This is a genomic window from Pseudomonas sp. Ant30-3, from assembly GCF_000690905.1.
GTDB lineage: Bacteria > Pseudomonadota > Gammaproteobacteria > Pseudomonadales > Pseudomonadaceae > Aquipseudomonas.
Window position 1 is genome coordinate 1 of sequence record NZ_JMCL01000014.1, and the last position, 22,729, is coordinate 22,729.

Here is a 22,729-nt window from a genome sequence, read left to right on the forward strand (position 1 = left end):
TCGGCTTCGGATATGAGGTGCACGGCTTGCGCAGTCGGCTCGATACCCGCCGGCCTGGCGTTTTTGACCGGCGCGAATGCCGCCAGGTTGAAGCGCGGGTCACGCTGTTGCAGTGCCTGCAAGGTGCCGAAAATTTGTGCGAGGGCAACTCCGCCGGACGACGGCGGGGGCATGCCGCAGACCTGCCAGCGCTTGTAGTCTGTACAGAGTGGCGGGCGTTCCTTGGCGGTGTAACCGGACAGATCACTCAGCGACAGGCTGCCAGGATTGGCATGCCCCTGAACCTTGGCGACGATTTCCTGCGCAATCGCGCCTTTGTAAAGCGCATCCGGACCTTCTTTGGCGATGCGTTTCAACACAGCGGCCAGCGCCGGGTTTTTCAAGCGGGTGGCGACGGCTTTCGGGCTACCGTCGGCATTCAGGAAGTAGGCGACCATTTCCGGAGAACTGGGCAGGGATCTGTCCGAGCTAATCAACTGATGCAGGCGAGGCGAAATCGCGAAGCCCTGCTCGGCAAGCTGGATTGCCGACTCGAAAAGTCGCGCCCACGGCAGGCGTCCGTGTTTTTGATGGGCCAGCTCCAGCGCGCGCAATACGCCCGGGGTGCCCACCGAGCGGCCGCCGATCTGCGCTTGAGTGAACCCCATTGGTGTGCCGTCTGCTTGCAGGAACAGTTTTTCAGTTGCCTTGGCTGGCGCAGTTTCCCGGCCGTCATACGTGCGCACATTCTGGCCATCCCACAACACGATGAATGCACCGCCACCAATGCCGGAAGACTGCGGCTCGACCAGCGTCAACACGGCTTGCATCGCAATGGCCGCATCGATCGCTGAACCGCCTTCACGCAACATCTCCTGCCCGGCTTCTGCCGCCAGCGGGTTTGCCGCTGCGGCCATGTGTTTCGAGGCGTATCGGGTTTGCAGATCGGCGCGGTAACCGGAACCGATCTCCGGGGCCATCGGCAATGTGGAGGAGGGTGGAGCGCTGCAAGCGGCGAGGGTCAATGCAGCTGCGACCAGCGAAAGTGCTGAGCGGCGATGGTGGCTCAAAGGCGATATCGAGAACACGCGGGGCGCTCCATCCGTGGGAAAGGTCTGAGGACTTTATCGGCGGATGCTGGGTGACGCAAACAGCGGGCTTCAGTGGAGACGTATTTGGCCGTCGGCTGCGGTCGCTTTTCTCGAGGCATAAAAAAACGGCCTACCTTTCGGTAAGCCGTTTTTAGTACTTGGTGGCTACACAGGGACTTGAACCCCGGACCCCAGCATTATGAATGCTATGCTCTAACCAACTGAGCTATGTAGCCAAGTGGCGCGCATTATTCACCGCTATCAGGGATGCGTCAAGCGTAAATCAAAAATATTTCTCTACACTTTCAACCGCTTATCCTTCTGAAGTAGAAAATATGACTCAGGCATGGCTCAACTGAGCTGAAATCTTCCTGTATTCGCACTCAATGCCTTACTGCCCTGGCTAAGGGTATCTGCCGCGAGGTTCACCGCCCGAGCGCCTTCGAGCAAGCGCACTGCAGCCTGATCGACCTGCTGAATATTGCCGCTGACCTCATCGGCGGTCGTCGCCTGCTCGTCTACTGCCGTGGCAATTTGCGCCAGGGTGTCGGTGACACTCTGCACGGCGCTGGCGATTTCCCCCAGCCGCTCACCCAGGCCGGTGACAGCCTGGGCATCGGATTGCGCCTGACCACAGGCCGCTTCCATCAAGCTCACCGCCTCATTCACCGTGTTGCGCAAACTGTCGACAGTGCCGGCGATTTGCGCGGTGGAAGACTGGGTGCGTTGCGACAGGCTACGCACTTCATCGGCCACCACGGCAAAGCCGCGGCCTTGCTCGCCGGCTCGAGCTGCCTCGATTGCCGCGTTGAGTGCCAACAAGTTGGTCTGCTCGGCGACGCCGCGAATGGTATCGACCACCAGCTGAATCTGCTGTCCTTGTTCACTGACCCGGCCCAGTGCTGCCGCTGTTTCGTTCAGACGCTGATTAAGTTGCTGAATACTGGCCGTGGTGCGCAGGCTGTCGCGGCTGCTGTCGGCGGCAATGCGCTGGGTATTCTGAGCGCTGCCGGAGGCTTGTTCGCAACTCTGCGCGACGCCTTGAGAGGTGGCAGCCAATTGCGTTGCGGCGGCGGCAATCTGACTGATCTGCAACTGCTGTGCTTCGACTTCGCCCAACGCCCCGCTGGAGTGGTGATTAAGCGTGCGTACCGCGTCGCTCAACTGCAGCGTTTCGTGATCGACCCCGAGCAAACTGTTGCGCAGTTGCACCACGGCGACGTTGAGCGCGATGCTGATAGCAGCCAATTCATCGCGTCCCTGCACCGGCACTTGCAAGCTCAGGTTTCCGTCGCGCAGGGCTTCGGCCAACAGCGTGATGCCGCTCGCGCTGCGCCGAATCGAGGCCTGTAAACAAACGAACAGGTACAACGCGGCCAACAGGAGGCAACCCAAAACCGTTGCCACCAATATGAACTGGCGAACCGCCGAACCGTGGTAATGATCCAGGCGCTGATCAAGAGAGACCAACGATTGCTGGCGCAGCGCAGCGAGGTCGGATAACAACGCATCGAGGCTGTGTTCGAACTCGTCCGGCTTGAGTTTGATGCTGCCGCCGAACACGCCGTCATCCAGCACTTTCAGCTCGGTATCGAGGTGCTTGAGGCTGTCGTGATATTGCCCGGCCCAGGCCTGTAATGCGCTGGGCAAACGGGCCTCAAGCACGCCTGCGGTTTTGACCAGTTGCTCGCGGGCGTCACCGATGCGGCTGCGCAGATCGCGTAATTGCAGACGGCTTTGCAGGGTGAATTGTCCGGAGACCACCGAAGCCTGACCGACACTGGCCAGACGGCCGACTCGCTCGATCAGGTCTGGCGCGTGCTGTGTGGAGATCTGCGTCAGCAAATAGGTTTCCAGCCACGGCGCGAGGGTCAGGCGATTGTCCATGGCGATCTGCTCGCGCAACGCCTGCAAACTGCTCAGGGCGCTGGTAAACCGATCGTAACCATCAGGCCACCAGCCCACGCTGCTGAGACTTTTGGAATCGAGCCCGTTGAGTGCCGTTTGCAAGGCCTGATAGCGCGCCAGAGTTTCGGCTTCGGCGCCTTCGGTTTGCAGCGTCGTGCCAAGATCAGTCGTGGCTTGGACGAGGGCTGGCTGAACCGCATCGAACGCGGCCATCGCGGCAAGGGTCGCCGGCGTCGGTTGACGATTGGTTTCCGTGGCACGCCAGCGAGCCGCGCGATTACGCTGGGCGGCGAGCAGGTTGTCCAGTGCGTCCAGCGCGAGCAGCTGTCGGACTCCGGCCCGCTCACCGGAGATCAGGCTGAGTTTTTCACGATAATCCTGGCCGATCATCAGCAGGCTGCCCGCCAGCGGCAGAATAAACAGCAGGAACAACAGCTGAAATTTGCGTGCGAAGCCGAAACGCCCCAGCAACCTGATCCCCGGTGATAATAAAGCCTGCATGCCCCATGACTCCCTTGGGCACCACGCACTTATTGCGTGCGTCGAGGTCAATGCGACCCGGACGTGTGCCCCGTTTAAAGGCCTCGAAAGTTCACCCTTGCCTGCTCTGTAGGCAGACTCTGTAGCGAAACTTCCCATTCTCGACGCCCTTTGTAAGGGCGCCGCGTTGAAGCGGATAAGCAAGGCAAGATTCAGATCATGGCGTTGCGCTATCACCTTTCATTTAGGTCGTTAGCACGCTAAGGGGATGGCGCTGCCGCACCGAAAAATGGCACATTGACGTACCCGCTGTTTGCACCCACCCGCTGTACGGAAAACCTCATGGCTATCAGCAACGCCCAGACCGGCCCAACGCCGGCGTCCGCGACTTCACAGAGCAGCCCGTTGGTCATGCGCATCATTGGCGCGGTAGCGTTGGCGCACTTGATCAACGACCTGATTCAGTCAGTGCTGCCGTCGATTTACCCCATGCTCAAGGCCAACTATGGCCTGACCTTTACCCAGGTTGGCTTGATCACGCTGACCTTTCAGCTGACGGCGTCGCTGTTGCAGCCGTGGGTGGGTTACCACACGGATCGCCATCCCAAACCCTGGCTGCTGCCGGCGGGGACCGTGTGCACGTTGATCGGCATTTTGATGATGTCGGTGGTCGGCAGTTTCCCGATGATTTTGCTGGCGGCGGGACTGATCGGGATCGGCTCCTCGACGTTTCACCCGGAAGCCTCGCGGGTGGCGCGTCTGGCGTCTGGCGGACGTTACGGTTTCGCGCAATCGACGTTCCAGGTCGGCGGCAATGCGGGTTCGGCATTCGGGCCGCTGCTGGCGGCAGCAATCATCATTCCGTTCGGTCAAGGCCACGTGGCGTGGTTTGGTCTGTTCGCGGTATTTGCGCTGTTCGTGCTCTATCGGATCAGCCGCTGGTACGCCAATCACCTCAATCTGTTCAAATTGAAACAAGGCCAGGCGGCGACACATGGCTTGTCGAAAGGCAGGGTCACCAGCGCATTGGTGGTCCTTGGTTTACTGGTGTTCTCCAAGTACTTCTACATGTCGAGTCTCACCAGCTACTTCACCTTTTACCTGATCGAGAAGTTCGACCTGTCGGTGGCGAGTTCGCAACTGCATCTGTTTCTGTTCCTGGGCGCAGTGGCGGCGGGGACATTCTTTGGCGGGCCGATCGGCGACAAGATCGGGCGTAAGGCAGTGATCTGGTTTTCGATCCTCGGCGTCGCGCCATTCACCTTGCTGCTGCCCCACGTCGACCTGTTCTGGACGACGGTGCTCAGCGTAGTGATCGGCTTCATCCTCGCCTCGGCGTTTTCGGCGATCGTGGTGTACGCGCAAGAACTGGTGCCGGGCAATGTCGGCATGATCGCCGGCGTGTTCTTCGGATTGATGTTCGGTTTTGGCGGGATTGGTGCGGCGTTGCTTGGACACCTCGCGGATATTCACGGGATTGAGTACGTGTACTTCCTGTGTTCGTTCTTGCCGCTATTGGGTGTGTTGGCGATCTTTTTGCCAAGAACCAAAAAGGCTTGAACCGCCCCTGCAGGAGCCGGCTTGCTGGCGATCAACGATCACGCGGACTGGCTGGATAACCGCGGTGTCTGGATCGCCAGCAAGCCGGCTCCTACAGGGGGTTGTCCAAATTGCAGACACAAAAAAAGCCGCGTATCAAACGCGGCTTTTTCTTGGGCGGTTTCTCGTGCTGAATAAACTCAGACGTTGAAACGGAAGTGCATCACGTCGCCGTCTTTGACGATGTATTCCTTGCCTTCCAGGCGCCATTTGCCGGCTTCTTTAGCACCTGCTTCGCCCTTGTACTGGATGAAGTCGTCGTAGGCAATGACTTCGGCGCGGATGAAGCCTTTTTCGAAGTCGGTGTGGATCACGCCAGCGGCTTGTGGTGCAGTGGCACCGACGCGGACGGTCCAGGCGCGGACTTCTTCGACTCCGGCAGTGAAGTAAGTCTGCAGGTGCAGCATTTCGTAACCAGCACGGATTACGCGGTTCAGGCCAGGCTCTTCGAGGCCCAGGGCTTCGAGGAACATGTCTTTTTCTTCGCCGTCGTCGAGCTCGGCGATTTCAGCCTCGATCTTGTTGCAGACCGGAACCACCATCGCGCCTTCTTCTTCGGCAATAGCCTTGACCACGTCCAGCAGCGGGTTGTTCTCGAAACCGTCTTCAGCGACGTTAGCGATGTACATCACTGGCTTGGTGGTCAGCAGGTGGAAACCACGCAGTACCGCTTTTTCGTCAGCGTTCATACCCTTCATCAAGGTGCGCGCCGGTTTGCCGAGGGTGAAATGCGCGATCAGTTGCTCGAGCATGGCTTTCTGGACTACGGCGTCCTTGTCACCACCTTTGGCGTTGCGGGTGACTTTCTGCAGTTGTTTCTCGCAGCTGTCGAGGTCGGCGAAGATCAATTCGAGGTCGATGATCTCGATGTCGCGTTTCGGGTCGACGCTGTTGGAGACGTGAATCACGTTCTCGTCTTCAAAGCAGCGGACCACGTGCGCGATGGCATCGGTTTCGCGAATGTTGGCGAGGAACTTGTTGCCCAGACCTTCACCTTTCGAGGCGCCGGCAACCAGGCCGGCGATGTCGACGAACTCCATGGTGGTCGGCAGGATGCGCTTGGGATTGACGATCGCTGCCAATGCTTCGAGACGGCTGTCTGGCATCGGCACGATACCGGTGTTCGGCTCGATGGTGCAGAAGGGGAAGTTCTCGGCCGCGATCCCGGATTTGGTCAGGGCGTTGAACAGGGTGGACTTACCGACGTTAGGCAGGCCGACGATGCCGCAATTGAATCCCATGGTGTTTTCCCCGAGGAGTAGAGTCAGGCCTTCTGGCTGTGCAGGTTTTTCATCGCGCGGTTCCATTCCCCGGCGAGGATATCCGGCAGCACGCCGAGGGCAAAGTCGATGCTGGCATCGAGTTTTTCCTGTTCGGCGCGTGGCGCACGACCCAGGACGAAATTTGAAACCATACTGGCTACGCCCGGGTGGCCAATGCCAAGCCGCAAGCGGTAGAAGGTATTCTGATTGCCCAGTTGCGCAATGATGTCGCGCAACCCGTTATGACCACCATGCCCGCCGCCTTGCTTGAGCTTGGCAACACCGGGCGGCAGGTCGAGTTCGTCATGTGCCACGAGGATTTCTTCAGGCGTAATGCGGAAAAACCCTGCAAGTGCCGCCACGGCCTGGCCGCTACGGTTCATGTACGTGGTGGGGATCAGCAGACGAACATCCTGACCCTGATGCGAATAGCGTCCGGTCAGGCCGAAATATTTGCGATCCGCCACAAGGTTCACACCTTGTGCGCTCGCGATGCGCTCAACAAAAAGGGCCCCTGCGTTATGCCGGGTCTGTTCGTATTCAGTGCCTGGATTTCCCAGGCCAACGATCAGTTTGATGGCAGTCACGATAGGGGCCCTTCCTTGGAGTGGTGGATAACATCGCCGCGATGAGTGTGTGCGGCGAAAGTGGACGACAAATGCTCATTTACCATTATGTAAACTCCGCGTTCTCGCCCGCTTTCTCGCTACGTACCAGTCCGCGATGTTATCTGCTCACTCCGGCATTACAGAGTAATAATTACTCTGCAGCGCCTTCTTCAGGAGCATCTTCTGTTGGAACGACACGTGGGGCGTGGACGTTGGCAACAGCCTTGTCATCACCGTGTGCCAGAGCAACAAACTCAACGCCTTTAGGGGCTTTGATGTCGGACATGTGAATGATGTCGCCGATTTCGAGTTTCGACACGTCGACTTCGATGAACTCAGGCAGATCTTTCGGCAAGCAAGTCACTTCGATTTCGGAGGTAACGTGCGAAACTTCGCCGCCTTTCTTGATCGGAGTTTCTTCACCAACAAAGTGTACAGGCACGATAGCGGTCAGTTTCTGGCCAGCTACAACGCGTACGAAGTCGGCGTGCATCACGTGGCCTTTGGCCGGGTGACGCTGCAGAGCTTTGATGATTACGTTTTGCTTGGTGCCGCCAACGTTCAGCTCGATGATGTGGCTGTAAGCCGCGTCGTTTTCGAGCAGTTTGGCAACTTCTTTAGCCAGCATGCTGATGGATTCAGGGGCTTTGTCGCCACCGTAAACTACAGCTGGAACCAGGCTTGCGAGACGACGCAGGCGGCGGCTCGCACCTTTCCCCAGGTCGGAACGCACTTCAGCATTCAGGGTAAAATCGTTCATGTTGTATCTCCAAAATAACCACATTCGCCCCAGCGTTTGCGACCAGCGCTAAAGGCGATATGGGCAAAAAAGCCCCGCCCCGACAGGAATGCCGGGGCGGGGCGCTTTTCGACAACGAGATGTAATGGAAAGGGCAGGGCCCTTAACGGAACATCGCGCTGATCGATTCTTCATTGCTGATGCGGCGAACCGCTTCGGCAACTACCGGTGCGATATCCAGTTGACGGATACGCGCACAGGCTTGTGCTGCAGCGGACAGCGGAATGGTGTTGGTCACCACCAGCTCGTCCAGCACGGAATTTTCAATGTTTTCGATTGCCCGACCCGACAGCACAGGGTGCGTGCAGTAAGCAAAAACCTTGGCTGCGCCATGCTCTTTCAAAGCCTTTGCCGCGTGGCACAGAGTGCCGGCGGTATCGACCATGTCATCGACCAGAATACAGGTACGCCCTTCAACATCACCGATGATATGCATCACTTCAGAGTGATTGGCCTTTTCACGGCGTTTGTCGATGATCCCGAGATCAACGCCCAGGGATTTGGCAACAGCACGTGCACGCACGACGCCGCCAATGTCCGGGGACACGATCATAAGATTTTCGAAGCGCTGATCTTCAATGTCATCCACCAGAACCGGGGAGCCGTAGATGTTATCTACAGGGATATCGAAGAAGCCCTGAATCTGGTCAGCATGCAGATCAACCGTGAGAACACGATCGATGCCGACTACGGTAAGCATGTCAGCGACGACTTTCGCGCTGATAGCCACACGTGCGGAACGCGGACGGCGATCCTGACGGGCATAACCAAAGTAAGGAATTACAGCAGTGATACGAGTAGCCGAGGAGCGGCGGAAGGCATCGGCCATCACTACCAGTTCCATCAGGTTATCGTTGGTCGGAGCGCAAGTCGGCTGAATAATGAAGACATCTTTACCGCGGACGTTTTCATTGATCTCGGCAGTAATTTCGCCGTCGGAGAACTTGCCGACAGAGATGTCACCGAGAGGGATATGCAGCTGACGTACAACACGCCGAGCCAGATCGGGGTTAGCGTTCCCCGTAAAGACCATCATCTTGGACACGCGCAGTACCTAGAGGCTGAGGGTAACCTGGATGAGTATAGAAAATGGCAGGGGCGGCTGGATTCGAACCAACGCATGGCAGGATCAAAACCTGCTGCCTTACCGCTTGGCGACGCCCCTGTATCTGTTGCAACGAGTACCGAGTACTCGGTTCCTTTAGAGCAGATTTTGCAGCTTGCGATGCAACATCGAAACGTTGCTTCCTTTTGCTACAAACCCTGTAAGGGTCTCTGTAAGAAGGGCCGAGACTTTATCAGCTTCAGCTTTGCTTGGGAAGCCCCCAAACACACAACTTCCAGTTCCGGTGAGTTTTGCTTCGGTAAAATTACCTAGCAAATTCAATGCGTTACGAACATCTGGATAACGCCTTGCTACCACCGGTAAGCAGTCATTTCGACTGTTTCCCTTGGGAACGGGGCGCACTTTAATGGGAGGAGAGTTACGTGTCAACAGCGGATCCGAAAAAATTTCTGCTGTACTTACAGATACTTGCGGGACAAGCACGACATACCACGGTTCTTCGGGGTCTACAGGGGTGAGTTTCTCGCCAATGCCCTCTGCAAAAGCGGCGTGGCCGCGCACAAAAACCGGGACGTCGGCGCCAAGCGTCAGGCCCAGAGCGGCTAGCCGATCTTCGTCCCAGCCCAGTTGCCACAAATGATTCAGCCCTAGCAATGTGGTTGCGGCGTTCGAACTGCCGCCGCCTATTCCACCGCCCATGGGCAGGATTTTTTCGATCCAGATGTCGATGCCGAGCGAACAACCGGATTGTTCCTGAAGTTTTTTCGCCGCGCGAACAATCAGATTGCTGTCGTGAGGTACGCCCGCAAATTCGGTGTGCAAACGAATCACGCCGTCGTCGCGCACGGCGTAAGTAATTTCATCGCCGTAATCGAGAAACTGAAAAATCGTCTGCAACTCGTGGTAACCGTCTTCACGGCGACCAAGAATGTGCAGCATCAGATTCAGTTTGGCCGGGGAGGGCAGTGTCAGACGTGGAGCGCTCATCTTCACTGCCCCAGCTTGCGAGGTTGCCATTCCTTGATCACCAGCGTGACGTCAAGGTCGGTGCCATGCAGCTTGATTCGCTCGGGCAGCCAGTAACCGTTTTGCTCGGCATAACTCAGGTATTCGACCTGCCAACCGTCCTGATCCAGGCTCGCCAGGCGGCTATCGGCATCGAGGGTCAGGCGGCTTTTGCTGTCAGGTGCGGGGAGTCCGCGCACCCACCAGGCCAAATGAGACACCGGCAGTTTCCAGCCCAGCTGTTCTTCGAGCAGTTGCTCTGGCGTTGGCGCTTCGTAGCGTCCCTGATTGGCCACTTCCAGCGAGACGTTGCCGGGGCGTCCGGTCAAGCGTGCCGCGCCGCGTCCCAGCGGGCCGGACAGGCGAATGTCGTAGTAATCCTGCCGCTGCAGCCAGAACAGGGTGCCGCTGCCTGAGTCTTTGGGTGCGCGAATGCCGATCTTGCCGTTGATCTGCCAGCCGTCAAGGCCGGTCAGCTGTTGTTTGTGCTGACGCCATTGACCTGGATCGCCTTGACCCTGAACCGACTCGCGGGCACCGAAGCCCGCGCAACCGGCGAGCAAGGCGATGAAGCTGAAAACGATGAGGTGGCGCAAAAACATAATCTTAAAGAGTCTCTGATCCGGTCAGGCGCTTGATGGTGCTGCGCAGGATTGGGCTATCGGGTTGTTCCTTGAGGAACTTGCTCCAGATTTGCCGGGCTTCACTTTGTTTGCCGTTGGCCCACAGAACTTCACCAAGGTGCGCGGCGACTTCCTGGTCGGGAAAGCGCTCCAGCGCCTGACGCAGATAGCGTTCGGCTTCGTCGAGATTGCCAAGGCGGAAGTTCACCCAGCCGAGGCTGTCGAGTACCGCCGGGTCTTCCGGACTGATCTGGTGCGCCTGCTCGATCAGCGCCTTGGCTTCGGCATAACGTGTCGTACGGTCCGACAAGGTATAGCCGAGAGCGTTCAGCGCCATTGCATTGTCCGGGTCGCGCTTGATGATCAGGCGCAGGTCTTTCTCCATCTGCGCCAGATCATTGCGTTTCTCGGCCTGCATGGCGCGGGTGTACAGCAGATTCAGATCGTCCGGATACTTCTGCAAGGCCTTGGCGAGCACCGACCATGCCTTGTCCCCCTGCTTGTTGGCGGACAGGGTCTCGGCTTCGATCAGGTAAAGCTGAATTGCATAATCGGGCTGCTCGTCGCGCTCAGCGGCAAGACGCCGCTGCGCTTCGGCCGTGTTGCCGTTGCTCATGAGGATATCGGTCTGACGCAGTTGCGCCGGCAGGTAATCGTTGCCGGTACCCACTTGGGCGTACTCGATCAGCGCGCCCTGAGGGTCGTTGCGCTCTTCAGCGATACGGCCGAGGTTCAGGTGAGCCGAGTCGACGTGGCTTTCCCGCGCGATCAGGTCTTCCAGATAACCCTTGGCCTCGTCCCAGGCCTTGGCTTCCAGGCATACCAACGCCAGGGAGTAACGCAGATCGTCGTCCTCCGGATATTGCTGAACCAGGCTGGAGAACTCGACTTTGGCGTCGTCCATGCGGTTCTGCTCGACCAGCGTGCGTGCATAGGTCAGGCGCAGGCGCTTGTCGTCCGGGTACTTCTTGATGCTTTTCTTAAGAAGCGGCAGCGCCTCGTCGCCACGATCAAGCGCTTGCAGCAGGCGCGCACGCAGCAGAATCGGTGCGACTTCGCCGTCTTCCGGCGGATGGTCTTCCAGCAGGGCCAGTGCGCCTTTGGCGTCTCCGTCCTGTTGCATAAGCAAAGCCTTGCCGAAAATCAGCTGACTGTTGTTTGGGTGTCGCTGCAACAACCGGTCAAAACTTTTCCTCAGGCCGTCGCGGGTTTCCTGATCGGTGTCCGCGGCGGACAGGGCAAGAAAGTCGAAATGCGTATCGCCTTTGCCCAGCAGGACTTTCTCCATATAGATCATGGAGTCGTCGTAGCGACCGGCCCGCGCCAGTTGCACCGCTGCAGCCCGTTGCGCCTCAAGGTCGTCCGGGGCGTTTTTCGCCCAGATCAGCGCGGTGTCCAGCGCGGCCTGATCGGCGCCGAGGTACTCGGCGATGCGAAATGCCCGTTCGGAAATGCCCGGATCCTGGGTGTTGATGGCCTGAGTGACATAGTTGTCCAGGGCAATGTCGAAGCGATTGCGCTGGCCAGCGAGTTCGGCGCTCAGCAGGCTGAAGACGGTTTCTTCGCTGAAGGAGCCGTAGACCTTGGGCTTTTCAGGTGCTTTGACGCTGTCTTCGACCGGCGGCGTGCCGTCCGACGGAACGGGTGCCATGGCCTGGCAGCCGCTGAGGAAGACAAAAGCGAGGAGCAACGCGGAGGATCTATTCATATAGGAGGAGGACGACTAACCTGCGGTCGGATCATCATGACACAAGCGTTGGGCCAAACATAACCGGCCGGCCAATTTACCGTTGCACACCGGCAGGTGTCGGCGACCTGACTTGAAATCGCACGCAACCCCGTAGGAGCCGGCTTGCCGGCGATGGTCGTGAACGATGACGCGGTTACTCTGGAGAGGACACGTCACCTGCAAGTCCAGCACCAGCAAGCCGGCTCCCACAAGGGCGGTATGCACCTCAGGTTATGTTGTAAACGAGAACCGCTCGCAAACCTGGGCGTCGCCTACCAGGTCAATAGATATCGAGTAGTTGTTCTCAATCTGTCGAAGTAGGACAATTGCCGGCTTCACGTCACCATCAGCGACTTTGAATGGCCTTCCTTGCACTCGGTATCAACCACAAGACTGCTTCAGTAGACGTCCGCGAGCGCGTGGCCTTTACCCCTGAGCAACTGGTTGAGGCATTGCAGCAGCTCTGCCGACTCACCGACAGCCGCGAAGCTGCGATCCTCTCCACCTGCAATCGCAGTGAACTCTATATAGAACAGGATCACCTTTCGGCTGACATCGTGTTGCGCTGGCTGGCCGATTATCATCATTTGAGCCTCGAGGACCTGCGCGCGAGTGCCTATGTGCACGAAGATGATGCGGCAGTTCGTCACATGATGCGAGTCGCCTCCGGGCTCGATTCGCTGGTGTTGGGCGAGCCGCAGATTCTCGGTCAAATGAAGTCGGCCTATGCCGTGGCCCGAGAGGCCGGCACTATCGGCCCACTGCTGGGGCGTTTGTTTCAGGCGACGTTCAATGCCGCCAAACAAGTGCGTACCGACACCGCCATCGGCGAGAACCCGGTGTCCGTCGCGTTTGCGGCGGTGAGCCTGGCGAAACAGATTTTCAGTGATTTGCAACGCAGTCAGGCTCTGTTGATCGGTGCTGGCGAGACCATCACCCTGGTCGCCCGCCATTTGCATGAGCTGGGTGTGAAACGCATCGTCGTCGCTAACCGCACGCTGGAACGCGCGAGTATTCTGGCCGAGCAGTTCGGTGCTCATGCCGTACTGCTCTCGGACATTCCGGCCGAACTGGTGCGCAGCGACATCGTCATCAGCTCCACCGCCAGCCAGCTGCCGATACTCGGCAAAGGCGCCGTTGAAAGTGCGTTGAAACTGCGCAAACACAAGCCGATCTTCATGGTGGATATCGCCGTCCCTCGGGACATCGAACCGGAAGTCGGCGAGCTGGACGATGTTTACCTCTACAGCGTCGACGATCTCCACGAAGTGGTCGCCGAAAACCTCAAGAGTCGGCAAGGTGCAGCTCAGGCCGCTGAAGAAATGGTCTCGGTTGGCGCTGAAGATTTCATGCTGCGCCTGCGCGAATTGGCGGCAGTGGATGTGCTCAAGGCTTATCGCCAGCAGAGCGAGCGCCTGCGTGATGAAGAATTGCAGAAAGCCCAGCGCATGCTGGCCAACGGTAGCAGCGCCGAAGACGTGCTGGTGCAATTGGCGCGCGGGCTCACCAATAAACTCCTGCACGCCCCGAGCGTGCAGTTGAAAAAGCTTTCTGCCGAAGGACGCCTCGACGCACTGGCCATGGCCCAGGAACTCTTTGCCCTCGGTGAGGGCTCATCGGATAGCTTTTCGGATAAGAAACCGCAATGAAAGCGTCACTGCTCAATAAGCTGGACATCCTCCAGGATCGTTTCGAGGAACTGACCGCGTTGCTTGGCGACGGCGAAGTCATTTCCGATCAGACCAAATTCCGCGCCTATTCCAAGGAATATGCCGAAGTCGAGCCGGTGGTGAATACCTATAAACAGTTGCTCAAGGTGCAAAGCGACCTCGAAGGAGCGCAGGCACTGCTCAAGGACAGCGACCCGGACATGCGCGAAATGGCCGTGGAAGAAGTTCGCGAAGCCAAGGAGCAACTGGTCGAAATCGAGGCGAGCCTGCAACGGCTGCTGCTGCCCAAGGATCCGAACGACGGGCGTAATGTCTTTCTGGAAATCCGCGCCGGCACCGGTGGTGACGAGGCGGCGATTTTCTCCGGCGACCTGTTTCGCATGTATTCGCGGTACGCCGAGCGTCGCGGCTGGCGCGTTGAGATTCTCTCGGAGAACATCGGCGAGCATGGCGGCTATAAAGAAGTCATCGCCCGGGTTGAAGGCGAGAATGTGTATGGCAAACTGAAATTCGAGTCCGGCGCGCACCGTGTGCAACGGGTTCCGGCAACGGAATCCCAAGGGCGGATTCACACGTCGGCCTGCACCGTGGCCGTATTGCCCGAGCCGGATGAGCAGGAAGCGATCGAGATCAACCCGGCGGATATCCGCGTGGACACCTACAAATCCTCGGGCGCCGGCGGCCAGCACGTCAACAAGACCGACTCGGCGATCCGCATCACGCACATTCCGTCCGGCATCGTTGTCGAGTGTCAGGAAGAACGTTCGCAGCACAAGAACCGTGCCCGGGCGATGGCATGGCTGTCGGCCAAGCTTAACGATCAGCAGACCAGCGCTGCCGCCAATGCCATCGCCAGCGAACGCAAGTTGCTGGTGGGCTCGGGTGATCGCTCTGAACGCATCCGCACCTATAACTTCGCTCAGGGCCGGGTCACTGATCACCGCGTTAACCTGACGTTGTACTCCCTCGATGAAATTCTCGCCGGCGGCGTCGATGCGGTCATTGAGCCGTTACTGGCCGAATACCAGGCTGACCAATTGGCAGCGATAGAATGACCATCATTGCCAGTTTGCTGCGCGCGGCCGATTTGCCCGATTCGCCGACGGCGCGTCTGGATGCCGAATTACTGCTCGCCGCGGCGCTGGGCAAATCACGCAGTTTTCTGCACACCTGGCCGGAGCGCATTGTCCCGAGCGACGCCGCGTTAACGTTCGCCAGTTATTTGCAGCGCCGTCGAGGCGGTGAGCCCGTGGCGTATATTCTGGGCCAGCAGGGTTTCTGGAAACTCGATCTGGAAGTCGCGCCGCACACGCTCATCCCGCGCCCGGACACCGAATTGCTGGTCGAAGCGGCGCTGGAACTGATCCCGGCGACACCTGCCAAGGTGTTGGATCTGGGCACCGGCAGCGGCGCCATCGCATTGGCCCTCGCCAGCGAACGCCCGACCTGGAAGGTCACGGCAGTTGATCGCGTGCTCGAAGCCGTGGCCCTGGCCGAGCGCAACCGCGAGCGACTGCACCTGAAAAATGCCACGGTGCTCAGCAGCCATTGGTTCAGCGCGCTTGCAGGTCAGCGCTTCAACCTGATCATCAGCAACCCGCCTTATATCGCTTCGTCCGATCCGCATCTGGCAGAGGGTGATGTGCGCTTTGAGCCTGAGAGTGCGTTGGTGGCTGGCGTCGACGGGCTCGACGATTTGCGTCTGATCGTCGCGCAGGCGCCGCAATACCTTGAGGCGGGCGGTTGGTTGATGCTCGAACACGGCTACGATCAAGCCGAAGCCGTGCGCGATTTACTGCTGACCCAAAGTTTCGAAGAAGTCCACAGCCGCACCGACCTGGGCGGCCACCAACGCATCAGTCTGGGACGCCTGCCGTGCTGAATGATCAGGAATTGTTGCGCTACAGTCGGCAGATCCTCCTGCAGCACGTCGACATCGAAGGTCAACTTCGACTGAAGGGCAGCCGCGTGTTGATCGTCGGCCTCGGCGGTCTTGGCTCGCCTGTGGCGCTTTACCTCGCCGCCGCTGGCGTCGGTGAGCTGCATCTGGCCGACTTCGATACGGTCGATCTGACAAACCTGCAACGCCAGATCATCCATGACACCGACAGCGTTGGCGTAAGCAAAGTCGATTCGGCGATTCGCCGGCTGAGCGCCATCAATCCCGAAATCAGTCTGGTCGCCCATCGTGCTGCGCTGGACGATGATTCTCTCGCCGCCGCCGTGGCTGCAGTCGATCTGGTGCTGGACTGCTCCGATAATTTCTCCACTCGCGAAGCCGTCAACGCCGCGTGCGTTGCCGGCAGCAAACCTTTGGTCAGCGGCGCGGCGATCCGCCTCGAAGGTCAACTGTCGGTGTTTGACCCGCGTCGGCCGGAAAGTCCCTGCTACCACTGTTTATACGGGCACGGCAGCGAAGCCGAATTGACGTGCAGTGAAGCCGGCGTTGTGGGGCCTCTCGTGGGTCTTGTCGGCAGCCTCCAGGCGCTGGAAGCGTTGAAGCTTTTGGCTGGTTTTGGCGAACCGCTGGTGGGGCGGCTGTTGTTGATCGACGCCTTGGGCTCGCGTTTCCGTGAGCTGCGAGTCAAGCGTGATCCGGGTTGCAGCGTCTGTGGGCCGACGCATGCGTGAAGCGCCCATCGGCGTGTTCGACTCCGGGGTCGGAGGCTTGTCGGTGCTTGGTGAAATCCAGCACTTGCTGCCGCAGGAATCTTTGTTGTACGTCGCCGATTGCGGCAACGTCCCCTACGGCGAGAAAACTCCGGAATTCATCCGTCAGCGTTGCAGCGTCATGGCCGGTTTTTTTCGTCAGCAGGGTGCGAAGGCGCTGGTGCTGGCCTGCAACACCGCGACGGTGGCCGGCGTCGCCGATTTGCGCCGCGATTATCCCGACTGGCCCATTGTCGGCATGGAGCCGGCGGTCAAACCTGCTGCCGCCGCGACCCGCAGCGGCGTGGTCGGAGTGCTGGCCACGACCGGCACGTTGCAGAGCGCCAAATTTGCGGCATTGCTCGACCGTTTTGCGACCGATGTGCGAGTTATCACCCAGCCCTGTCCGGGCCTGGTAGAGCTGATTGAAAACGGCGACCTGCACAGCCCGGTCCTGCGTCAGCTGCTGGAACGCTATGTCCAGCCGCTGTTGGCCGCCGGATGTGACACGATTATTCTCGGCTGCACACATTATCCGTTTCTAAGGCCTATGCTCAGGCATATGCTTGCGGATGACATCAGCCTGATCGATACCGGCGCCGCAGTGGCACGTCAACTTAAACGCTTGCTGACTGCGCGCGAACTGTTGGCGGAAGGCCCCGCCCGCGCCGCGCAGTTCTGGACCAGCGCCGATCCTGAACACTTTCAGCATGTCCTTGCGATGCTTTGGAATTCAAAAGGCAGTGTGAGAAGCTTTGAATTGTAAAAAAAATGTGAAATAACATCTAAACGGGCTGAACTTCTACTTAAGCGCCGATTTCTATAGCTAGTCTGTTGATTGACCAAAAAAACCATACGAATTCAGTTCGGAAAAGGATGTTTCAAGTGAAGCGACTATTCTGCTTGGCCGCGATTGCGGCCGCGATGTTGGGGCACACTTACACCGCACAGGCGGCAGGTGTGGAATTTGGGGTTGGCGCAACCAGCGATTCGACCATGACCTATCGACTGGGTATGCAGTTCGATTGGGACAAGAGCTGGCTGCAAAGTGACGTCGGTCGCGTGACCGGTTACTGGAGCGGCGCCTACACCTATTGGGAAGGCGACAAGACCTCCAGCAACAACAGCCTGTCGTTCTCGCCAGTGTTCGTTTACGAATTTGCCGGTGAAAACGTCAAGCCGTATGTAGAAGCCGGTATTGGTGTGGCGTTCTTCTCCAACACCGAATACGAAGACAACAACATTGGCAGCTCTTTCCAGTTTGAAGACCGCATCGGTTTCGGCTTGCGTTTGAAAGGCGGACATGAAGTCGGGATCCGTGCGACGCACTATTCCAACGCCGGTCTGAGCAGTGACAACGATGGCGTAGAGAGCTACGCGTTGCACTACACAATGCCGCTGTAAGATATCTACGATCTGTAGGAGCAAGGCTCGCCCGCGATGGCGCTTGTACATTCAACATAGTTGTTAAATGGCAGGCACCCATCGCGAGCAGGTTAACTCCCACATTTTTATAGAGGTCGTTTTTCAGCGATACGCCGTGGTAATGCCCTGGCGCTCTTCGAGGCATTCAGGCGCGCCCATTTCGAACTCTCTGCAAATCAGCGGACGCTTCTCGTAGATCGTGCACATCATGCTGTCGCGATCCAGTGCGGCGCACCAGCCGTCGTCCAGACGCAACATTACTTCCCCACCCCAATCATCGGTATCGATGAATCGTTCGGGCACACCGGTGTCCGTGATCAGCATGACTTCGAGCTGACAACAGCAGGCTGCGCAGGTCGAGCACGTGACCGCGGACTCGACGATTTGCGTATGGGCAATGGTTTTCATGGGGCGCAGTGTAAGGCAAACGGCCGAGCGCAGGGTGAAGGCCTGACGGGCGTTCAGCTCAGCGAGCTTACAGTCGATCAAGGATCGGTGGGTGTTTGCGCACTATGCGTTTGCCAATCGCCAGTTGCGGTCGGTTGGTGATTTTTTCCAGAGGCCACAGCGCCGCCATAAACAAAGCAGGGAAGGCTATGTTCAATGGCCGATGCTTGAGTTCGGCGAAGATATGCCGCGCGGCTTTCCCGGCGGGCCACCGGAGGGATAACGGCGAATCGTCGGCTGTTGTTGCGGGCGTTGGAAACGATCCCGGACTGACGAAAGTAACCTCTATTTCGCTTGGCGCCAGTTTGATGCGCATCGACTCAAACAGATGCTGCAAGCCGGGTTTGGCCCTGCCGTGCGCTTCGGCGCCTGGCAGCGCCAAGGAGGTCACGGGACTGGCAATCCCTACCAGATGAGGCGCGGTACCTGCCCGCAACAATGGCAATGCAGCTTCAATGCAATAGCTGCAGGCGAGCAGATTGGTGCGCACGACATGCTCGACAATGGTAGCGTCAAACTGCTGGACGTCGACGTATTCGCAGGTGCCTGCATTGAGGATCACTGAATCCAGCGAGCCCCATTCGCGAGCGATCTGCTCGCCAATTTCTCGCACCGTCTGAGCACTCGTCAAATCGCCGGCCAACATCAGAACCTGCCTGGGATACCGTTGAGACAAGGTTTTCAGTGGCGCCACCAAGCGCGAGCTGACGGCCAGACTAGCGCCTGTCTTGAGAATTTCCTCGGCCAGTGCGGCACCAATGCCGTTGCCTGCGCCGGTCAACCAATAACGACGTGGGGGTGTCAGACTCATCCTGCGCTCCTGTTCATACGCAAACCGCTCCTTTCGCTGCAGTGATTGGCAGCCGGGTCGTGCAAAAAACGTCTGCCCTCAATCGCGCTCCCCTCCGGCAGGCTGTCGCGAAGGCAGGTCCCTGAACGCCGCCAACGCCCGCGCACGGGATGTACTGAGGTTGACGATCGGCGAAGGGTAATCTGCCACGCCAAACAGACCTCCGAGGTTTCCCGGGTTGTGCACGTCCTTTTTATTCAGTGCGGCCAGTTCCGGTAGCCACTGTTTGATGAACACGCCTTCGCTATCAAATTTTTCCGATTGGCTGAGCGGGTTGAAAATACGGAAGTATGGGGACGAATCAGTGCCGGTGGATGAACTCCATTGCCAGCCGCCGTTATTCGCCGCCAAGTCGCCATCAATCAAGTGGCGCATGAAAAACCGCTCACCTTCACGCCAGTCGATCAGCAGGTTCTTGGTCAGAAACATTGCCACGACCATGCGCAAGCGATTGTGCATCCACCCGGTATCGAGCAACTGGCGCATGGCGGCGTCGATGATTGGCAGGCCAGTGCGCGCTTCCTGCCAGGCAAGCAGGTCATCCGGGGCGTCGCGCCAGGTCAGCGCTTCGGTTTCCGGGCGGAATGCGCGGTGACGGGACACCCTCGGGTAGCCCACCAGAATATGTTTGTAAAACTCCCGCCAAAGCAGTTCATTGATCCAGGTGACCGCGCCGACCTTGCCGCTTTCAAACTCGCCCTGATTACTTTGCAACGCCGCATGCAGGCATTGGCGGGGCGAAACCACCCCGGCCGCAAGGTACGCCGACAACTGGCTGGTGCCGGGTTTGGCGGGGAAATCCCGTTCGTTTTTGTAGTAGTCGATCTGCGCGTCAGTGAAGGTGTCGAGGCGTCGACGCGCCTCGGATTCGCCTGCTGGCCAGAGAGCCTGCAGGTGATCACTCGGGGTGTCGAAGCCTTCGATCCGCGCAGGGACCTCGTCGCTGCGAATATTCAGCGGCGCCTGAGTGTCGGGCGCGGCCACCAGATACGGCAGTGATCGGTGCAGGCGTTCATAACAGACCTTGCGGAACTGACTGAAGACCTGAAAGTAAGTGCCGGTTTTGGTCAGCACACTGCCCGGTTTAAACAACAGTTGATCCAGATAGCTGAAGAATTGCACATCGCCGGCGTTCAACGCCTCGGCCACTGCCGCATCACGGCGGGATTCATTGATGCCGTATTCTTCGTTGACGTGTACGGCCTCGATCTTCAGTTGCTGACACAGCTCCAGCAGGACGGCGGGCGCCTGCTCCCAGCGCGGCGCCTGGCGGATCAGCAAAGGAATATTCAGTTCGCCGAGCATCGGGCTCAACTCGGCGAGGTTGCGCAACCAGAAATCCACTTTGCATGGCGCGTCGTCGTGTTCTTGCCATTGCTGCGGGCTCAACAGGAACACCGCCACGCACGGCCCGCGAGCCGCAGCGGCAGAGAGGGCTGTGTTGTCGTTCAGGCGCAAGTCGCTGCGCAGCCAGATCAATTGCATGGAGAAGTCCGCAGAATTCATTGAAAAAGCGTCATCAGATCAACCCGCGCTCGACGAGCACTTGATGCGCTGATAGCGGATCTTGGGCGAGATACACAGCAGCTGTCTTGCACGTTTGTGCGGACAGCTCGGCGTGGTGGATGCACACCGTGGGCCCGGCAATCACTTTTGGGCAACTGACGCCATTGAATAGTTTCGTCAGATGCACAACGTTTAGCGCCTTGCTGGAGTACAGCAGGACACCTCGGGCTTTGAGGTGATCGACTGCCAGTGCGAGCTCGCCGGCGGGCAGCGGCCAGTCAAATACTTCTACCGGGCAATCAGCGCTGCTGATCAGCCATGCGGTGAGCCACAAATGCGGCTCGAGGGGCACATCCGATTGATTGATCAGCAGAAACGGCGGGGTGCGTAGCTGACGGTTGTTATGGTAGATACGCGCACCGAATTTGCTGCGCAGCCAGGAATAAAAAAATCCCCGCTCCATCTGCGCACCGAACTGGCCTTGCCAACGTTGCTCGAGGTCGTTGAGCAATGGCATCAGCAATTGTTGGCACAGGGTTCGTGGCGGATACAGTGCCATGGCCTGATTGACGGTATCGTCCAGCAGGCGTTCGTTCAGTTGTGTGATGGCTTGCAGCAGTGTCTGGCGCAATAGCTGCCAATCATTCTCCACCGCTCCAGTGAACGCCTGTGGGGTGTCGAGCAGTTGTTTGACCTGGCTGACAGCGACCCCGCGATTGAGCCAGGTGAGAATGGTCAGAATGCGCTGCACGTGTTCGGCGCTGAACAGCCGATGGCCCTTGGGTGTACGTTGCGGCACGATCAAGCCGTAACGGCGTTCCCAGGCGCGCAACGTGACGGCGTTGACACCGGTCTGGCGCGACACTTCGCGGATGGGCAGCCAGCCTTCTTCAAGGGCTTTGCTGAAGTCCGCGCCGAGGTCTTCGGCAGCGCTGGTATCGAGTGGGGTTTTCATCAAATCGCATTTCGCAGGCTGAGGTTTTCCGGGTGCGGTTGCAGGTAAACCTGTTGCGCGATGTACGGATCGGGATGTAGCCGAAAGTGGTGTTTGAGCAAAGTCAGCGGGACCACCAGCGGCACGATGCCTTGGCGATACTGACCGATCACATGCTGCATCTCCTGTTTGTCCTCGGCGCTGATCGCCTGTTTCAGATATCCGCTGATGTGTTGAAGGACATTCGTGTGAGTGCGGCGGGTCGCGCAGGTTTTCAATGCCGCCATCAACTCGCTGAAATATCGCGGGCCGAGCTCCTGGGGGTCGGTGTGCCCCATGTTGCCCAGCAAGTTGCCCAAGGTCTTGTAATGCACCGGACTGTGCGCCATCAGCAGGTATTTGTAGCGCGCGTGAAATTGCGTCAGGCCATGGCGGGTCAAGCCTTCCTGCAACACCTGCTGCCACGCGCTGTAGGCGAATACCCGAGTGAGGAAGTTTTCCCGCAGGACAGGGTCGTTGAGCCGGCCGTCTTCTTCTACCGGCAAATCCGGATGCTGCTCGCAGAACGCCTGGGCGTAGATGCCGCGTCCGCCCCCGTCCACTGGCGCACCGTTGGTGTGATAGACCTTGACCCTTTCGAGGCCGCAGGACGGTGACTTCTGCATGAAAATGTAGCCGCAGATATCGTCCAGTTCTGCAGCCATCTTTTGCCCGTACGCAGCCAGTGACTGGGTGACGTCGATGTCGGCGTGGACGGAGCCAATGGCGTGCGGATGATCGGGGTTGCCGACCAGACGAATCGGTTCGCGAGGAATGCCCAGGCCGATGGCCACTTCAGGGCAGACCGGGACGAAATCGAAATATTCAGTAAGGGTGCGACTGCACAACCGCGATTCCTTGTGCCCACCGTTAAAGCGCACTTCGGCACCCATCAGGCAGGCGCTGATCGCAATTTTAGGTTTCGCGGTGGTAGGGGGCATCGGATCACCTCGAATCAGATCTCTACAGATCTCAATATCTGTACAAGAATGCTTAATCATAGATTCAAAGGTGTACAAGTCAAATTATTTGTATAGGTTTTACGCTGTCAATTGTCGGC

The 22,729-nt window shown here is 58.5% G+C and carries 21 protein-coding genes and 2 tRNA genes; 7 read left to right on the forward strand and 16 right to left on the reverse strand.

Annotation, left to right across the window (positions count from 1 at the left end; genetic code table 11):
- The 3 genes from DU29_RS0103605 to DU29_RS0103615 form a co-directional block, all read right to left on the reverse strand.
- A partial coding sequence (locus tag DU29_RS0103605; RefSeq protein ID WP_033050277.1) for a gamma-glutamyltransferase occupies nt 1–1,067 on the reverse strand: 1,067 nt, incomplete at its 3' end.
- Nucleotides 1,068–1,229: 162 nt separating this feature from the next.
- Nucleotides 1,230–1,306 (reverse strand) — tRNA-Met (locus tag DU29_RS0103610).
- Nucleotides 1,307–1,421: 115 nt separating this feature from the next.
- Entirely contained in the window at nt 1,422–3,479 is a 2,058-nt protein-coding gene (locus DU29_RS0103615) for a methyl-accepting chemotaxis protein (RefSeq protein WP_028620480.1), read from the reverse strand.
- A gap of 321 nt (nt 3,480–3,800) precedes the next feature.
- Here DU29_RS0103615 and DU29_RS0103620 point away from each other — a divergent pair, with 321 nt between their 5' ends.
- Entirely contained in the window at nt 3,801–5,018 is a 1,218-nt protein-coding gene (locus DU29_RS0103620) for an MFS transporter (RefSeq protein ID WP_028620481.1), read from the forward strand.
- A 179-nt stretch (nt 5,019–5,197) separates the two neighbouring features.
- Here the strand turns inward: DU29_RS0103620 and ychF are convergent, their stop codons facing one another.
- From ychF to DU29_RS0103660, 8 genes are all read right to left on the reverse strand, one after another.
- Nucleotides 5,198–6,298, reverse strand: coding sequence for a redox-regulated ATPase YchF (gene ychF, locus DU29_RS0103625; RefSeq protein WP_028620482.1), 1,101 nt, complete (start codon nt 6,296–6,298; stop codon nt 5,198–5,200).
- A gap of 23 nt (nt 6,299–6,321) precedes the next feature.
- Nucleotides 6,322–6,906 (reverse strand): aminoacyl-tRNA hydrolase, encoded by a 585-nt coding sequence (pth, locus tag DU29_RS0103630; RefSeq protein ID WP_028620483.1) that lies wholly within the window; start codon nt 6,904–6,906, stop codon nt 6,322–6,324.
- A 172-nt stretch (nt 6,907–7,078) separates the two neighbouring features.
- Nucleotides 7,079–7,687: a 50S ribosomal protein L25/general stress protein Ctc gene (locus DU29_RS0103635; RefSeq protein ID WP_028620484.1), complete on the reverse strand. Its 609-nt coding sequence runs from the start codon at nt 7,685–7,687 to the stop codon at nt 7,079–7,081.
- A gap of 142 nt (nt 7,688–7,829) precedes the next feature.
- A complete protein-coding gene (locus DU29_RS0103640; RefSeq protein WP_003171603.1) occupies nt 7,830–8,771 on the reverse strand; it encodes a ribose-phosphate pyrophosphokinase in 942 nt (313 codons plus the stop codon).
- A gap of 45 nt (nt 8,772–8,816) precedes the next feature.
- A tRNA-Gln gene (locus tag DU29_RS0103645) sits at nt 8,817–8,891 on the reverse strand.
- Between the two features lie 36 nt (nt 8,892–8,927).
- A complete protein-coding gene (ispE, locus tag DU29_RS0103650; RefSeq protein ID WP_028620485.1) occupies nt 8,928–9,779 on the reverse strand; it encodes a 4-(cytidine 5'-diphospho)-2-C-methyl-D-erythritol kinase in 852 nt (283 codons plus the stop codon).
- A gap of 2 nt (nt 9,780–9,781) precedes the next feature.
- Entirely contained in the window at nt 9,782–10,399 is a 618-nt protein-coding gene (gene lolB, locus DU29_RS0103655; protein ID WP_028620486.1) for a lipoprotein insertase outer membrane protein LolB, read from the reverse strand.
- 4 nt (nt 10,400–10,403) lie between these two features.
- Nucleotides 10,404–12,128 carry a tetratricopeptide repeat protein gene (locus DU29_RS0103660; protein WP_028620487.1) on the reverse strand — a complete coding sequence of 575 codons (1,725 nt, stop codon included), beginning with the start codon at nt 12,126–12,128 and terminating at the stop codon, nt 10,404–10,406.
- Nucleotides 12,129–12,508: 380 nt separating this feature from the next.
- Here DU29_RS0103660 and hemA point away from each other — a divergent pair, with 380 nt between their 5' ends.
- The 6 genes from hemA to DU29_RS0103695 all read left to right on the forward strand — a co-directional run bounded on the left by hemA (nt 12,509) and on the right by DU29_RS0103695 (nt 17,872).
- Nucleotides 12,509–13,798, forward strand: a complete 1,290-nt coding sequence (gene hemA / locus DU29_RS0103670; protein ID WP_028620489.1) for a glutamyl-tRNA reductase — start codon at nt 12,509–12,511, stop codon at nt 13,796–13,798.
- Nucleotides 13,795–14,874, forward strand: a complete 1,080-nt coding sequence (prfA, locus tag DU29_RS0103675) for a peptide chain release factor 1 (RefSeq protein ID WP_028620490.1) — start codon at nt 13,795–13,797, stop codon at nt 14,872–14,874. The genes hemA and prfA overlap by 4 nt, the downstream gene beginning before the upstream one ends.
- On the forward strand, nt 14,871–15,701 hold the full coding sequence (prmC, locus tag DU29_RS0103680; protein WP_028620491.1) for a peptide chain release factor N(5)-glutamine methyltransferase: 831 nt from the start codon (nt 14,871–14,873) through the stop codon (nt 15,699–15,701). Before prfA ends, prmC begins: the two co-directional genes overlap by 4 nt.
- The gene (locus tag DU29_RS0103685) at nt 15,695–16,450 is read left to right on the forward strand and encodes a molybdopterin-synthase adenylyltransferase MoeB (protein WP_028620492.1); all 756 of its coding nucleotides are present in this window, start codon (nt 15,695–15,697) and stop codon (nt 16,448–16,450) included. The genes prmC and DU29_RS0103685 overlap by 7 nt, the downstream gene beginning before the upstream one ends.
- Nucleotides 16,443–17,234 carry a glutamate racemase gene (murI, locus tag DU29_RS0103690; RefSeq protein ID WP_028620493.1) on the forward strand — a complete coding sequence of 264 codons (792 nt, stop codon included), beginning with the start codon at nt 16,443–16,445 and terminating at the stop codon, nt 17,232–17,234. Before DU29_RS0103685 ends, murI begins: the two co-directional genes overlap by 8 nt.
- Before the next feature lie 119 nt (nt 17,235–17,353).
- Nucleotides 17,354–17,872 (forward strand): acyloxyacyl hydrolase, encoded by a 519-nt coding sequence (locus DU29_RS0103695; protein ID WP_028620494.1) that lies wholly within the window; start codon nt 17,354–17,356, stop codon nt 17,870–17,872.
- Nucleotides 17,873–17,995: 123 nt separating this feature from the next.
- Here DU29_RS0103695 and DU29_RS0103700 read toward each other — a convergent pair whose 3' ends face one another.
- The 5 genes from DU29_RS0103700 to DU29_RS0103720 form a co-directional block, all read right to left on the reverse strand.
- Nucleotides 17,996–18,301, reverse strand: coding sequence for a YkgJ family cysteine cluster protein (locus tag DU29_RS0103700; RefSeq protein WP_028620495.1), 306 nt, complete (start codon nt 18,299–18,301; stop codon nt 17,996–17,998).
- A gap of 67 nt (nt 18,302–18,368) precedes the next feature.
- Nucleotides 18,369–19,151: an SDR family NAD(P)-dependent oxidoreductase gene (locus tag DU29_RS0103705; protein WP_028620496.1), complete on the reverse strand. Its 783-nt coding sequence runs from the start codon at nt 19,149–19,151 to the stop codon at nt 18,369–18,371.
- 78 nt (nt 19,152–19,229) lie between these two features.
- Nucleotides 19,230–20,675: a deoxyribodipyrimidine photo-lyase gene (gene phrB, locus DU29_RS0103710; protein ID WP_028620497.1), complete on the reverse strand. Its 1,446-nt coding sequence runs from the start codon at nt 20,673–20,675 to the stop codon at nt 19,230–19,232.
- Between the two features lie 34 nt (nt 20,676–20,709).
- Nucleotides 20,710–21,651: a MerR family transcriptional regulator gene (locus DU29_RS0103715; protein WP_028620498.1), complete on the reverse strand. Its 942-nt coding sequence runs from the start codon at nt 21,649–21,651 to the stop codon at nt 20,710–20,712.
- Nucleotides 21,651–22,610, reverse strand: coding sequence for a YbgA family protein (locus tag DU29_RS0103720; protein ID WP_028620499.1), 960 nt, complete (start codon nt 22,608–22,610; stop codon nt 21,651–21,653). Before DU29_RS0103720 ends, DU29_RS0103715 begins: the two co-directional genes overlap by 1 nt.
- Nucleotides 22,611–22,729: the final 119 nt, after the last annotated feature.

What these genes read in the sequence shown, in the direction of transcription:
- ychF (WP_028620482.1), bottom strand. Translation starts at nt 6,298, where the DNA reads ATGGGATTCAATTGCGGCATCGTCGGCCTGCCTAACGTCGGTAAGTCC.
- lolB (WP_028620486.1), bottom strand. Translation starts at nt 10,399, where the DNA reads ATGTTTTTGCGCCACCTCATCGTTTTCAGCTTCATCGCCTTGCTCGCC.
- prmC (WP_028620491.1), top strand. Translation starts at nt 14,871, where the DNA reads ATGACCATCATTGCCAGTTTGCTGCGCGCGGCCGATTTGCCCGATTCG.
- DU29_RS0103615 (WP_028620480.1), bottom strand. Translation starts at nt 3,479, where the DNA reads ATGCAGGCTTTATTATCACCGGGGATCAGGTTGCTGGGGCGTTTCGGC.
- DU29_RS0103715 (WP_028620498.1), bottom strand. Translation starts at nt 21,651, where the DNA reads ATGAAAACCCCACTCGATACCAGCGCTGCCGAAGACCTCGGCGCGGAC.
- DU29_RS0103705 (WP_028620496.1), bottom strand. Translation starts at nt 19,151, where the DNA reads ATGAGTCTGACACCCCCACGTCGTTATTGGTTGACCGGCGCAGGCAAC.
- hemA (WP_028620489.1), top strand. Translation starts at nt 12,509, where the DNA reads ATGGCCTTCCTTGCACTCGGTATCAACCACAAGACTGCTTCAGTAGAC.
- DU29_RS0103700 (WP_028620495.1), bottom strand. Translation starts at nt 18,301, where the DNA reads ATGAAAACCATTGCCCATACGCAAATCGTCGAGTCCGCGGTCACGTGC.
- ispE (WP_028620485.1), bottom strand. Translation starts at nt 9,779, where the DNA reads ATGAGCGCTCCACGTCTGACACTGCCCTCCCCGGCCAAACTGAATCTG.
- DU29_RS0103660 (WP_028620487.1), bottom strand. Translation starts at nt 12,128, where the DNA reads ATGAATAGATCCTCCGCGTTGCTCCTCGCTTTTGTCTTCCTCAGCGGC.
- DU29_RS0103620 (WP_028620481.1), top strand. Translation starts at nt 3,801, where the DNA reads ATGGCTATCAGCAACGCCCAGACCGGCCCAACGCCGGCGTCCGCGACT.
- prfA (WP_028620490.1), top strand. Translation starts at nt 13,795, where the DNA reads ATGAAAGCGTCACTGCTCAATAAGCTGGACATCCTCCAGGATCGTTTC.
- DU29_RS0103635 (WP_028620484.1), bottom strand. Translation starts at nt 7,687, where the DNA reads ATGAACGATTTTACCCTGAATGCTGAAGTGCGTTCCGACCTGGGGAAA.
- phrB (WP_028620497.1), bottom strand. Translation starts at nt 20,675, where the DNA reads ATGCAATTGATCTGGCTGCGCAGCGACTTGCGCCTGAACGACAACACA.
- DU29_RS0103720 (WP_028620499.1), bottom strand. Translation starts at nt 22,610, where the DNA reads ATGCCCCCTACCACCGCGAAACCTAAAATTGCGATCAGCGCCTGCCTG.
- murI (WP_028620493.1), top strand. Translation starts at nt 16,443, where the DNA reads ATGCGTGAAGCGCCCATCGGCGTGTTCGACTCCGGGGTCGGAGGCTTG.